This is a genomic window from Enterococcus sp. SB12, assembly GCF_030910025.2.
Classification (GTDB): domain Bacteria; phylum Bacillota; class Bacilli; order Lactobacillales; family Enterococcaceae; genus Enterococcus_B; species Enterococcus_B faecium.
Map to the genome: position 1 here is coordinate 102,662 of NZ_CP175676.1, position 13,245 is coordinate 115,906.

At 34.1% G+C, this 13,245-nt stretch carries 10 protein-coding genes and 3 pseudogenes; 8 read left to right on the plus strand and 5 right to left on the minus strand.

Annotated elements, in window-relative coordinates:
• Nucleotides 1-4: 4 nt before the first annotated feature.
• Entirely contained in the window at nt 5-778 is a 774-nt protein-coding gene (locus tag RBL01_RS13140) for an ABC transporter permease (RefSeq protein ID WP_038809771.1), read from the minus strand.
• Nucleotides 775-1,702, minus strand: a pseudogene (locus RBL01_RS13145) (ABC transporter ATP-binding protein). The gene RBL01_RS13140 and the pseudogene RBL01_RS13145 overlap by 4 nt, the downstream one beginning before the upstream one ends.
• 242 nt (nt 1,703-1,944) lie before the next feature.
• Between RBL01_RS13145 and RBL01_RS13150 the strand changes: the two are divergent.
• From RBL01_RS13150 to RBL01_RS13165, 4 genes and pseudogenes are all read left to right on the plus strand, one after another.
• Nucleotides 1,945-2,673, plus strand: a complete 729-nt coding sequence (locus tag RBL01_RS13150) for an ATP-binding cassette domain-containing protein (protein ID WP_038809774.1) — start codon at nt 1,945-1,947, stop codon at nt 2,671-2,673.
• Nucleotides 2,657-4,315 carry a hypothetical protein gene (locus tag RBL01_RS13155; RefSeq protein ID WP_038809773.1) on the plus strand — a complete coding sequence of 553 codons (1,659 nt, stop codon included), beginning with the start codon at nt 2,657-2,659 and terminating at the stop codon, nt 4,313-4,315. Before RBL01_RS13150 ends, RBL01_RS13155 begins: the two co-directional genes overlap by 17 nt.
• Nucleotides 4,316-4,515: 200 nt before the next feature.
• Nucleotides 4,516-4,996, plus strand: a pseudogene (locus RBL01_RS13160) (IS3 family transposase); the annotation flags it as partial.
• Nucleotides 4,997-5,091: 95 nt separating this feature from the next.
• The gene (locus RBL01_RS13165) at nt 5,092-5,283 is read left to right on the plus strand and encodes an IS3 family transposase (protein ID WP_143353314.1); all 192 of its coding nucleotides are present in this window, start codon (nt 5,092-5,094) and stop codon (nt 5,281-5,283) included.
• Between the two features lie 62 nt (nt 5,284-5,345).
• Here RBL01_RS13165 and RBL01_RS13170 read toward each other — a convergent pair whose 3' ends face one another.
• The 3 genes and pseudogenes from RBL01_RS13170 to RBL01_RS13180 form a co-directional block, all read right to left on the minus strand.
• Nucleotides 5,346-5,783, minus strand: coding sequence for a universal stress protein (locus RBL01_RS13170; protein WP_002297835.1), 438 nt, complete (start codon nt 5,781-5,783; stop codon nt 5,346-5,348).
• An 8-nt stretch (nt 5,784-5,791) separates the two neighbouring features.
• A pseudogene (locus RBL01_RS13175) lies at nt 5,792-7,398 on the minus strand (Nramp family divalent metal transporter).
• Between the two features lie 166 nt (nt 7,399-7,564).
• Nucleotides 7,565-8,473, minus strand: a complete 909-nt coding sequence (locus RBL01_RS13180; RefSeq protein ID WP_258430544.1) for an IS982-like element ISEfm1 family transposase — start codon at nt 8,471-8,473, stop codon at nt 7,565-7,567.
• 325 nt (nt 8,474-8,798) lie between these two features.
• Between RBL01_RS13180 and RBL01_RS13185 the strand changes: the two genes are divergently transcribed.
• The 4 genes from RBL01_RS13185 (at nt 8,799) to RBL01_RS13200 (ending at nt 13,188) form a co-directional block, all read left to right on the plus strand.
• The gene (locus RBL01_RS13185) at nt 8,799-8,963 is read left to right on the plus strand and encodes a leucocin A/sakacin P family class II bacteriocin (RefSeq protein WP_002298900.1); all 165 of its coding nucleotides are present in this window, start codon (nt 8,799-8,801) and stop codon (nt 8,961-8,963) included.
• Between the two features lie 9 nt (nt 8,964-8,972).
• A complete protein-coding gene (locus RBL01_RS13190; protein ID WP_002298902.1) occupies nt 8,973-9,239 on the plus strand; it encodes a hypothetical protein in 267 nt (88 codons plus the stop codon).
• Between the two features lie 179 nt (nt 9,240-9,418).
• Nucleotides 9,419-10,588 (plus strand): IS256 family transposase, encoded by a 1,170-nt coding sequence (locus tag RBL01_RS13195; RefSeq protein ID WP_410779664.1) that lies wholly within the window; start codon nt 9,419-9,421, stop codon nt 10,586-10,588.
• A 332-nt stretch (nt 10,589-10,920) separates the two neighbouring features.
• Nucleotides 10,921-13,188 carry an ATP-binding cassette domain-containing protein gene (locus RBL01_RS13200; protein WP_200771337.1) on the plus strand — a complete coding sequence of 756 codons (2,268 nt, stop codon included), beginning with the start codon at nt 10,921-10,923 and terminating at the stop codon, nt 13,186-13,188.
• Nucleotides 13,189-13,245: the final 57 nt, after the last annotated feature.

The following is a 13,245-nucleotide window of genomic DNA, read 5'->3' on the forward strand; positions in this document are numbered from 1 at the left end:
AAAATCAAATATTCTTTTTCTTAAATACTACATAGCCCAACACTAAGAAAATAACAATATAAACAACATTTCCCATGAGTAATTGATTAGTGGACAAATGCGTTAATGGTTCCATGATTTTTTCATTCCCCAATTGATTTTGCAAATTTAACATACTAATTGGATTCCATTTTACCCACTCCCATTTAGCTATGACAGCTGTTAAAATACCGGATACTATAGAAGAAGCAAAATAGAAGACTATTCCAGCAGAAATAGCGGCTCCAGAGCTATTAATAAAACAAGCTAACATTAAAACTAAGCTAAGAATCAGCCATAAGCCAATATAACTTCCCAGTGTATTTAACATTAAAGGTTTTAATAAAGTTTGTCCGTTTTCTAATGTTTGTGTAAAACGGATAGAAGGAAACAAAGCTATTTTTACTATCATAGAAGTAACTGTTGCTAATACATATAGAAATAGGGAATAAATAGCTAATGTTAACCATTTGCTAACCAAAATCTCTCCACGATAATATTTTCGATAGAGTAAATTTTTCAGTGTTCCGTATTGAGATTCCATAGAAATAATTGCACTACTTGCAGCAATCATGATAAAAACAATCCAAGAAGTGCCACTAAAATTACTGGTGAACATGATATCTGGAGCAATCACATCGGAATATTTTTTTGTAAGTATTCCAGCAACAATAATAAGCAATACTAACAATAGTGGAGCAATAAACGTAGATTTTTTTTTAGTTAACTTAAAAAGTTCTTGTTTCACAAGTAAAATCATTCTTGAACACCAGCTTTCTTTTCGTCTAATATTTCAAGTAAACAACTTTCCAAATCGTTATCAAGGTGTTGAATATCGTTTACTTGTATACCGTTAGTCGATATAAGTTGGATAATGTCACTTAATTGATCCTCCGTCTCTTTAACTACTTTGAGTTCAGTTGGACTCTCAATAACAAACTTTTCTTTTATTAGAAGTTCTCTAGCTAACTCATTCTGTGACGTTTTTAAAAGGAAGTAATGTTTCGCTGACTGACTCAATTCATCTATAGAACATTGACGAGTAATTTCACCATTATTAATAATAATAAACTGGTCAGAGATTTTTTCTAGTTCACTAAGAATGTGGCTTGAAATTAGAAACGTTGTACCAGTTTTAGCTAATGATAATATAATTTCCCGGACATCACGAGTTGCTTGAGGATCCAATCCATTCATTGGTTCATCCAATACAACGAGTTCTGGACTATTTAGTAAAGCTAAAGCAATTCCTAACTTTTGCTTCATTCCCAAAGAGTAAGACTTTGCTTTTTTTTTGAATATATTCCGTCATTTTAAGCATAGCTACGAGGTTGTCAATAGTCGCTTTATCTTTCGTTTCAGAAAATAATTTCAGATGGTCATACCCTGTAAGAAAAGGATAGATTCCAGGATATTCGATTAAGGCGCCTACTTCTTTTAGCCCTTTGTGGCTAGTCGGTGAAATCGGTAGCCCGTTTATTTGAATTGTTCCTTCCTGATAGTGAATTAGACCTAACAAAGCTTTCATTATCGTCGTTTTCCCTGCGCCATTAGGACCTACTAACCCAACAATTTGCCCCTGCTGCAAGGTGAAGTTAATATTCTTTAGTGCTTGCTTTTTACCAAAGTTTTTTGACAAATGTTGAATAGACAAAATTTCTGTCACTTGACCCACTCCCTTCATGTTCTTTACTTTTATATTCTACACTTTTGTTAGTACATTGTCGCTAGGTCTTAAGTATGAGTAAATAAGTTAACTACCATTAATAGACATTGAAACGGATTTTTCAATCTTCTTTTTTGTTCATTTATATTGTCTCAAAAACCCTCTTTTTTTGGACACCAAGTGTATAGTACATGTTAACTTTTCCTTTTAAAAAAACTAATAGTCTAGTAAACTTATTGTATTACGAGAGAGGTGAGGAAATGGAATTAGTAATTGATAATATTACAAAAAAATTTGGAGAGAAACTTATTTTTGATAGAGCTAGTTTTCAATTTGAAAAGGGGAAAATTTATGGGCTTTTAGGACGGAACGGTGCTGGTAAGACTACTCTGTTTAACTGTATTTCACAGAATGTTTCACTAGATGACGGTCGAATTTATTTAAACGATAAAGACGAACAGATTCAAAACTATGATAATACTGACATTGGGTTTGTTTACACTACACCTCACTTACCAGCATTTATGACAGCGTATGAATTTGTCCGCTTTTTTGTAGATATCAATCGTGAGAAGATTAAGGATATTCAACGTACAGAGGATTATTTACTATCGGTTGGAATCGACAAAGAGGATCATCATCGATTGCTTAAAGATTTTTCCCATGGTATGCAAAATAAGGTTCAAATGTTGGTTTCCTTAATGGTTCAACCACCAGTATTATTATTGGATGAACCTTTAACATCGTTTGATGTGGTGGCGGCTCACGAAATGAAAGAAATGATTATTCACATGAAATCTGCGTCAGTAATTATTTTTTCAACGCATATTCTGCAGTTAGCACAGGATTTATGTGACGAAGTTGTGCTACTGCATCATGGCAAGTTACGAGGGATTCCTGCTAATCGTATTCATGACCAAGACTTTGAAAGGGAAGTAGTGCAGTTACTGTTGGACAAGGAGGAGCTAGTTGATGAAAGTATTAGCTAGTTTTTTTAAAGAAGATTGGCATTATTTTAAGTATAACTTGAGTAAAACACTTAACGGAATTTTCTACTTTTTATGTCGAATTCCCGGAGTTAAAAAAGTAATCAACGAGCGAATATACGCGGCTTACGAGTTGAAAAGCCTATTGAGTATTCTCTTAACGATTTTGAGTATCTTATATTCCTTCTTAATAAAAATCTTTGTTTTTGTAATAGTTATTCTCACCCAAGTCTCTTTAATAACATTTTTCAAAGGAGACAAGTTTTCTGATGTTTTTTCTAAAATTGATCAACCAATGATGCAACAAGGGGCGTTCCTGTGGCTTTTGTTAGTAGTTGTTATTTGGGGATTTTATAACCACTTTTCAGTGATTACTACGCAAAAATTGATTGATTTTTATACAGCGTTCTCTTTATCACGCAATCAGTTTATCTTAGGACAAAAGTTTGTTGGAATTATAAAAAATGCTATTTTTTATTTTTTTGCAGGTTTATTTTATGGCTACGTAGCTAACAATATGACGCTGGTATTATTTATACCTCTTTCATATTTAGCAGGAAACTTTTTACTATTTAACTTCTGCCAGCGAATTTATATGCTCAATTACAGTACAGTAAGACGACGGTGGCTTGGAGCAATTGCTACAGGTTTTTTTTTAGTTATTATAGGTAGCTTGTATTATCTTGATTTAGTGGCTCCATTAACACGTATTTTTACTAATTGGATGTTACTACCAGTTTGGGTAATTTTAATTTTGGTTGGCTACAAAAGTGCGTGGAATTATCCTAAACAAAATGAATTTATAAGGAAAACTATCGTACAATCATTGTCATTTTATGAAGCTATTAAAAGTACGAAACAAGAAAATGACCAATATATAGGCCAAGGGTTGAAAATGCAAAAGCAACTACAAGTTACCAAAGATAACCAGATAGATAGGTTAGAGGGAAACGAGTATTTGAACGCATTGTTATTTAGTCGTTATCGTCAAGTGTTCAATAAAAAAATCCGTGCGCTACTCGTTGGATTTTCCATAGTTGTAGTAGGCTTAACTAGTCTGAGAATTGCGGGTGTCAGTAACTATATTAATGAAGTTGATACGTTACAGCTTTTACCACTATTATTCCTTTTAATGTATTTTCTCTCTTTTGGTAAACAAATTGTACAAATGTTGTTTGTCAATTGCGATTCTTCAATGTTGTATTATTCATTTTATCGCGAAAGATCCACTATTTTGAAAGGGTTCACTTATAGGTTAAGACAAATCTTTAAATATAATAGTTTAATTATTTTGGAAATTTTCCTATTATTTGTATTGTTACAGGTACTGAATAATTTCTACTTAAGTTGGCAATTTTTTGGAACATTACTGTTATTATTACTTGCACTAGGACTTCTATTTTCCTTTCATGAGCTATTTATTTATTATTTGCTTCAGCCTTTTACTGTTGATATGTCAGTTAAAAGTCCACTATATAAGGTAATCACTTGGGTATTCTACTATTTTGCTTATATGAATACACAGGTCAGAGCAACCGGTTTTTTATATGTAATTTTTATTTCGATTATTAGTATTTTATATGTAGCAATTGGATTAGTAGTAATTTATAAAATGGCTCCGAAAACTTTCAAAATTAAGGAATAGCTAGTTAATTTTTTTTAAGCCAGTTTTGAGATTACTTTTATTGAAATAAGTAATAATAAGTGATTGATTATCACTTATGCAGTAAGTTACTTTTAACAGTTAGAACTACATTGGGGTAGGTAACTGATAAATGGCACTATCTGAAACACAGATAGTGCCATTTATCTCTATAAAAATACTGCCATTTAAATCCAAAAGTCACAACTAGGTTGAATCAGAAATAGGTAGCTGATATCACATACATCCATACGTTAGACGATGGATGGTGCTATCTCTCAACCATCATGGACCTTCATTCAAGAAAAATTATTGGTTATCACTTTGATCGTAATATGACGACTGTTATTGTATAAAAAGCCCTTGAGGACACTGTTTCAAATAGAAATGTTGAAAATGGGCTGATTTTGCATACCGATTTAGGGTCGCAGTATACAAGTAATGAATACGAAGAACGGCTGAAAGAATTAACTATCACCATTCCTACAGCCGTAAAGGCTGTCCCTACGATAACGAAGGAATCGAATCATTCCATGCATTATTGAAGAAAGAACATGTGTCCCAGCGACCAATATATCAAACTTTTGAAGAAGCAAGGCGCAAATTTTCAGTTACGTTCAAGGATTTTATAACAACCACAGAATTCACAGTGCTTTAGCATATCTGTCTACGGTTGAATTTTAGAAAAAGATACTGGCTGCTTAACATAAAAAATCTCTCGTAAAAAGTGTCTCAGCTATTGACTCTAATCCAAAAAGCATTATTACATTCCAGGAGGAATGGTTCTACAAACGGATTTATGCAGCCAGTATACAATAATTGAATCTTCCTATGCATCATTGAAAAAAGAAGAGGTCTATACGACTACTTACTCAGATTTTGAAGAAGCCAAACGAGCGCTATTTAGCTACATTAGTTCGATTGGTTATCTACTCCACAGGAGTTTGAAGACCTGTCAAGAGAGGAAATAGCATAACCATCTCTATTAAAATTTGTCCAAGATATTGACCCAAATACATATTATCTGCAATATTTACTTAATAACTGTAATTGAGATTGGAGAATTTTTAACCATATAAGTAGCATGCGAACCAAAATATCCTTTAATTCCATGCATTGATCGCGATCCAATGATTAAGATATCTGCAGATGTTGCTGGCAAAATCGTCTTAGTAATTTCCTCGGCCGGATCACCTTCTCCACTGTACAGCTGAATGTTTTTTACACCGCTATTTTCTGCATATTGTTTGTACTTTTCCAAATTAAGTAACAATTGACTTCGTTTCTGGCTCAAGTACTCAGGGTCTAACGCTTCATAAACATTCAACTCTTCAATTTCTAAAATTGAGGCAATCAGTAATGCGGCTCCAGTTTTACTCGCTTGCTTTACAGCATATTGAAAGGCTTTTTGAGCTCCTTCTGATTCATCTACCCCAACTAAAATATTTTTAAATTCATCAAATCCTTCCATAGTGCATCTTACCTTTCATTAATTAATTGATTATATTTTTTATTTCCTTTATACAGTTCAATAATTGTCCACGCTAACAGTAGTAATACTGCGACGATAATGACATAGGCAATAGAATCAGCTAGTACAAGTTGGCTTGATGTCACCTTTTCACCAAAAAACCTTCAATTTGGCCGGGCAATCCAATCAAATTTAAATATGTCAATCCAATTACTGAACCCCATCCTAGTATCCGAATAACTATCGAATTTTTAAACTGGCTTCCCATTTCCACCTCACTATTGGTCATCATTAATAATGGTACCATCGAAAATGGTAACGCAAAAGCTAAGAAGACTTGTGAATTATTCATTAGTGTATTTAACGCTGTGTGCTCCCGAATCGTTCCTTGCCTGCTTGTAATAATTACACAGATTAACACTGGGATAACTGAAATCAAACGCGTAATTAAACGTCTTAGCCAAATTGGCATTCTCATATGAATGAATCCCTCCATAATTACTTGTCCAGTTAAAGTTCCGGTAATCGTTGAATTTTGTCCAGAAGCTAGTAACGCGACTGCGAATAATGTAGAAAGAAGACCTGATTTTGCAACGGTGATTAAAATTCCGTTACTCAATGTATCCGGATTTGATAAAGCCTCATACAACCCAAAAAATGATGGATCTTTCACTGCCCCTGTTTTAAAAACAGCAACTCCCATTATGAGCAATAAGGAGTTAACAAAAAAAGCGAGAGTCAATTGAATGTTAGAATCCCATGTTGAAAATCGTACAGCATTGGCGATTTCATCTTCATCCGTACGATTTATCTTTCGAGTCTGAGACACAGCCGAATGTAGATATAAATTATGAGGCATAACGGTTGCACCAATAATTCCTAATGCACCAGTTAAAGGCGTTTGACCACCAATTGAATGTGTAGAGGAGAACGTTTCACCAGTCGGAACCAATCCTTTAAGTACATCCCCCCAATTAGGATCAGACAACGCTACTTGATAAACAAACACAAAAAGAATTACAAAAATCAAACAGACAACTATTGCTTCAATTTTTCTAAAACCAACTTTCGTTAACAACAATAATAATAAAACATCAAATACCGTAATAAAGACTGCGACGACAAGCGGAATATTAAAAAGTAAATAAAGAGCAATTGATGCGCCAATTACTTCCGCAATATCTGTTGCCATAATCGCTAATTCCGTTAAAATCCATAAAATGATTCCTAGTTTTTTACTCGTTCTCGCTCGAATTGCTTGAGCTAAATCCATTTGACTAACAATTCCCAATTTAGCAGCCATATATTGTAATAGCATTGCAATTAAACTAGACATTAAAATGACCGACATTAATAAATACTGGAAGTTTTGCCCACCCGTAATCGAAGTAGACCAGTTGCCTGGATCCATATATCCCACAGCAACTAATGCTCCCGGTCCAGAATAGGCGAACAAGGTTTTCCAAAAGCCTTTGCCTTTGGGTACCTCGACAGTTCCGTTAATTTCCTCTAAAGAGGGACCATTCGCATGCTGAATTAATCGATGTTTGTGCTCTTTATTGGACTGACTTGTTGTATCTTTCAAAATATTTCCACCTTCCTTTAAAAATATCATAAGTATACACCTCTTTTTTATTAAATTAAAGTAAAATATTAGACAAACCTAAAAAAAAATAAACATTCGCCTAATTTAATATTATTTGCCTTCATTTCATTTGTATCGGAATGAATCAATTGTACACGTTAAAAATATATCTATATACCCGTGGTGCTAGTTAATTTTAATATCCTAAAGAATATTTCAAAGTTCCTTCAAAACGTCGTTGTGCTCGACTTAATAGAACACTGTAAGCCAGTAATATGCTTTCAAATCTACTCTCTAGCCCTTTAACAGAACGTGAGTTGAAATTTTGACAACCTAATTTTTCTAAGGAAGAACAAACAGTCTCAACTGTTTTTCTTTGTTTTCCAAGTAAGCTGTGGTCTAGTTTTTCTGATTTATCCATGTTTTTACGTGGCGGAACGGATATAGTAATGCCCTTAAGGGCAAGCTTTTCATGGATTTTATGGCTAATATATCCTTTGTCCCCTAGGATATTGGGAAGATTCGCTTCTTCCGATAAAGTCTCTAACACTTTCACGTCATGGACACCTGGATTCGTGATTGAGTAAGTAATCGGAAAGCCAGTCTTAGTAACGATCATATGAATTTTAAGACCATAAAAATAAGATTTTTTTGTTGAGTTATAGCCAACTTTGGCTATTTGATTCAATAGTTTTGCTTGTCTATTTCTAACTGGTTTACATAATGGACTAGGAAAACTATCTATAATTCCGACTAGTTCACCTTTGGTGAGCTTCTTGATGAAAAAGTATCGAATAATCTTGATAGTGTAAGCTAAGTTTGAACTTAAGCGAGTGAATCGACTCCTACTAGGAAAGTCACCATTAGGAAATAAGACGGAACAAACCGCTCTATACGTGGCTCTTTGGCTAGTATAGCCATTAATTATGCCCCATATAACACAAGCAATAATCACTGTATCGCGTTGCTTCAGTTGATCAGTATTTCTTCGGTTTTTAATCTTATCTGGTACACAATTGTGGTATATGTTAGAAACAGTTCTCATAATTTCCTTGAATGTTATAAAAGTATCTGTATAATGTTCAGTATATTTTGATGAACGCATATGTAGTCCTCATTTCTTGGGAGTTTTGAGACTACTATATGCGTTTTTTTGTTGATTTACCAACATGTTTAGACATTTTCCTCTAGGAAAAAATTAACTAGCACCACGGGTTTTTTCTTGTATTTTAGTGTTTCGGATTAGAATAAAAATGGGATTAGTTTTAATAATGATTTTTTATTGCAATTATGCTTTCAAAAAAACTTTTTATGATATAATTATCAAATTTTTCTGAAAATTATTTATAATTATTTTAGAAAAAAGGAGGTATTGATTTATTAGAAAAAAATTATTTAGTTTAACTCTTATTGGAAAGTTTGGATTAGTTGTGACGAATTTTGGTACAAAAGTTGATGCAGCTACGCGTTCATATGATAATGGTATTTATTGTAATAATAGTAAGTGCTGGGTTAACTGGGGAGAAGCTAAAGAAAATATTGCAGGAATTGTTATTAGTGGCTGGGCTTCTGGCTTGGCAGGTATGGGACATTAATATCCTATTATGAAAAATAATAAATCCTTCAACAAAATTCTAGAATTAACTGAAACTGCATTAGCCACCCCAGAAATTAAAAAAGATAAAAATCTATGTGAAATTTTAGAAAAAATAAAAGATAGTGCTGCTAAAGGTGAATTTTATTATGATTATAAGAAAGAATTTCAACCTGCAATTAGTGGGTTCACTATTAGAAACGGCTTTTCCACACCAAAAGTTTTATTGGAGTTACTTGCTGAAGTAAAAACTCCCAAAGCATGGTCGGGACTTTGAGTTGTAATAAGTACCATTATATTTTTTTGAAAGAGTATCTAATTGAGTTTAGGTACTCTTACTATATAGGTGATAGCGTAAAATATTTTGTGTAAATAGAAATTTTAGGTAGATAAAAAGAAAGTCCATTCTGTAAAATTAAAGTTACCACAACCGAAATCTTATAGGAGGACTTTCTCATGACTAATTTTACTACAGAAATTATGGAAACACTAATCAATAAAGGTGATTTGGATGACTTATTCCGTCGTCATCTAGAATTAGCTATCAATACACTGCTACAAGCTGAATTAACGGCTTTTCTTGATTATGAGAAATATAATCGCACTGGTTTTAATTCAGGTAATTCCCGAAATGGGAATTATTCTCGTTCATTTAAAACAGAGTTTGGAGAATTAAATTTGGCAATTCCTAGAGATAGAAACGGAGAGTTTTCTCAACAAACGTTGCCTGCTTATAAAAGAAGTAACGACTCTTTAGAAACCACCATTATCCAATTATTTCAAAAAGGAATCACTATGTCTGAAATCTCTGAGTTGATTGAAAAAATATATGGTCATTACTATACGCCACAAACCATTTCCAATATCACTCAAATAGTATCTGAAGATGTTGTTGCTTTTAAAGAAAGGTCCTTAGAATCCCAATACTCAATCATTTTTATGGATGCTACTCACATTCCTTTAAAAAGACAAACTGTCTCAAAAGAAGCTGTATATATTGTCATAGGTATCCGACTAGATGGGACCAAAGAGGTTCTTGGGTTTAGTATTGCTCCAACTGGGTCTTCGTATGTTTGGAAAGAAATACTTCAAGACTTAAAAGACCGTGGTTTAGAAGAGGTTTTATTAGTTGTAACTGATGGTTTAAGCGGCATTAACGATAGTATCCATAGTATTTATCCAAATGCTCAATTTCAACAATGTTGTGTCCATATCTCTAGAAACATTGCTCATAAGGTTCGTGTTAGTGACCGACAAGAAGTCTGTAATGATTTTAAATTGGTTTATCAAGCAGCTTCAAAAGAAGAAGCTATGAATCAAATAAGTTTTATGATAGATAAATGGAAAAAGCAGTATCCACGAGTAGTTAAATTACTCATGAATCCTGCTATATTAACCTTTTATAATTTCCCTCCGTCAATCAGAAGAACTATTTATTCAACTAATTTGATTGAAGGTTTTAACAAACAATTAAAGAAATATACCAAAAGAAAAGAGCAATTTCCTAATGAAGAATCTCTGGAGAGATTTCTAGTATCTCAATTCAACAACTATAATCAAAAGTTTCTATGCCGAGTTCATAAAGGTTTTAAAGAAATACATGATACATTAGAATCAATGTTTTAACTTGATCAACAGAATGGGCTTTTCCATTTACACATAATTCTTGACGCAACCATATAGGTTCAATTATTTAATTTTGTAATATCTTTGTTTTTTGCTAAGTTTATTATTTCTTTATCAGTTATTCATTTATGTCCATATAGAATAACATTTTAGGACCAACAGGGTATACCCTAGTGGCCGTTTTTGATCCATTATCAATGGCTTTTTAAATTAGGGCCTAGTATTTTTGGAATGGAAATACTTTCCAACACCAAAAATTCTAGACCCGATTATTTTTGTTAAACGAGATTTCTATGTATAATGGAATTATAAATTTACTGTTGGAGGTTTTTATGACTGATTTATTTGCAGATGGGACTATCTCTATCCATGGAGCTCAAGAAAATAACTTAAAGGATGTCAGTTTAGATATTCCTAAGCATAAAACGACTGTATTTGCTGGTCTTTCTGGGTCTGGTAAATCCTCTTTAGTTTTTGATACATTAGCCGCTGTTTCCCGACGTGAATTGAATGAAACTTTTCCTAGTTTCACCCAACAATATTTGCCTAAATACGGTCAACCTGAAGTGAACCGAATCGACAACTTACCAGTGGCAATTGTGGTTGAACAGAAGCCTATTGGTCGTAATTCTCGATCTACTCTGGCAACCTACACCGGCATCTATTCCGTCTTACGTTTGATGTTTTCTCGAATTGGACAGCCTTGGGTTGGGTATTCTGAATGGTTTTCCTTTAACCTACCTCAGGGAATGTGTCCAAAATGTCAGGGATTAGGCTTTGTTGACGACATAGATGAACGTCAATTAATTGATCCTAATAAATCACTCAATGAAGGTGCAATGACTTTTGCCGGTTTTCAACCGAGAACTTGGCGTTGGAAGGAATATGGCAACAGTGGATTATTTGATTTAGACAAAAAAATTAAAGACTACACCGATGAAGAATATGATTTATTCATGCACGCTCCGCAACAAAAATTAAAAAATCCACCGGCAAATTGGGGCCGTACGGCATTATATGAAGGACTAGTTCCACGTATGCTTCGCTCTGTTATTCATAGTGCCTCAGGTCGTCATCATGAAGCTGCCTTATCAAAGATTGTCACTCGAAAACCTTGCCCAGTATGTCATGGAACACGTCTGAACAAAAAGGCTCTAACTGGTAAAATTGCTGGCAAAAATATTGCAGAAGTCAGCGATATGGATTTAGTAAGTGTCCTAAAATTTTTGGATAATATCTCGGACCCCAAGGCTAAAACAATGGTGCGTGAACTACATAGTAAAGTTCAAGCTTTGGTCGACATCGGTTTAGGTTATCTTTCCCTTGGCCGTGGAACTGATACTCTATCTGGTGGAGAAGCTCAACGAATTAAAATTGCCAAATATTTGACGAGTTCCCTATCCGATTTAGTTTACGTACTCGATGAACCAAGTGTAGGACTCCATCCTCACGATATTAAATTAATTACCCAATCCTTAAAAAAGCTCAAGGAACATGGCAATACCATTATCCTAGTTGATCACAACCCTGCCATTATTTCGACAGCAGATTATGTCGTAGAAATGGGACCACAAGCCGGCAAAAATGGTGGTCAAGTAACTTTCACTGGTACCTACGACGAACTATTACGGTCAGATACGATTACGGGTAAAATGTTACGAGAAAAAATCACTTTCCCAAAGCCTCGTGAACCTCAATCTTGGCTAAATGTTAATCATGTAACTTCTCATAATTTAAAAGACGTATCTACCAGAATCCCTCAAGGTGTAATGACCGTGATATCTGGACCAGCAGGTTCTGGAAAAAGTACTTTAGTCCAAGCTTTCAAACAACAAGTTTCTGATCAAGACTATATTGATTTGAGTCAGGATTCTGTAGGTTTGAATATTCGTTCTACACCTGCAACTTACTTGAACATTTTAAATCCTCTACGAAAGCTTTTCAGTAAAGCCAACAATGGCGTTTCAACACAACTATTTAGTTATAACGGTAAAGGTGCTTGTCCCCGTTGCAAAGGTAAAGGTGTGATGATCACCGAGATGGCATTCATGGATCCAATCGTTCAAGAATGTGAGTTGTGTCATGGGAAACGTTATAGCCAAGAAGCACTACAATACACTTATCATGGCAAAGATATTTCTGAGGTTCTAAGTCTTTCTATCAACGACACTTTAGAGTTTTTCAAAGATGTGCCAGATATCTACAAAAAGGTTAGTCTACTCCACCAAGTTGGACTTGGTTATTTGAATCTTAGCCAGTCGATGACCACTTTATCTGGTGGTGAAGTGCAACGTGTTAAGTTAGCAATGGAATTGAATCATACCGGCCGAATCTATTTATTAGATGAACCAACAACCGGATTGCACTTACAGGATACTCAACAATTGATCGATTTATTTGAAGGATTGGTTGATAAGGGCAATACATTAATTCTGATTGAACATAATCTGAAATTAATTTCACGAGCCGATTGGTTAGTCGATATGGGACCCGATGCTGGTAAATTCGGCGGTCAAGTTTGTTTTGAAGGTCATCCAAAAGATAGCCTAAACGATAAAAACTCTCGGACTGGTGCTGCATTAGCAGCTATAATTTCTTAAAAGATTCAAAAAGATCACCTCATTTAAAGTGCAACACAAAAGTTAGACAAAATTGAA

Excerpts from the sequence above, each read along its gene's own strand:
- RBL01_RS13180 (WP_258430544.1), bottom strand. The coding sequence starts at position 8,473 with ATGCGTTCATCAAAATATACTGAACATTATACAGATACTTTTATAACA.
- RBL01_RS13140 (WP_038809771.1), bottom strand. The coding sequence starts at position 778 with ATGATTTTACTTGTGAAACAAGAACTTTTTAAGTTAACTAAAAAAAAA.
- RBL01_RS13155 (WP_038809773.1), top strand. The coding sequence starts at position 2,657 with ATGAAAGTATTAGCTAGTTTTTTTAAAGAAGATTGGCATTATTTTAAG.
- RBL01_RS13200 (WP_200771337.1), top strand. The coding sequence starts at position 10,921 with ATGACTGATTTATTTGCAGATGGGACTATCTCTATCCATGGAGCTCAA.
- RBL01_RS13170 (WP_002297835.1), bottom strand. The coding sequence starts at position 5,783 with ATGGAAGGATTTGATGAATTTAAAAATATTTTAGTTGGGGTAGATGAA.
- RBL01_RS13165 (WP_143353314.1), top strand. The coding sequence starts at position 5,092 with ATGGTTCTACAAACGGATTTATGCAGCCAGTATACAATAATTGAATCT.
- RBL01_RS13150 (WP_038809774.1), top strand. The coding sequence starts at position 1,945 with ATGGAATTAGTAATTGATAATATTACAAAAAAATTTGGAGAGAAACTT.
- RBL01_RS13195 (WP_410779664.1), top strand. The coding sequence starts at position 9,419 with ATGACTAATTTTACTACAGAAATTATGGAAACACTAATCAATAAAGGT.
- RBL01_RS13190 (WP_002298902.1), top strand. The coding sequence starts at position 8,973 with ATGAAAAATAATAAATCCTTCAACAAAATTCTAGAATTAACTGAAACT.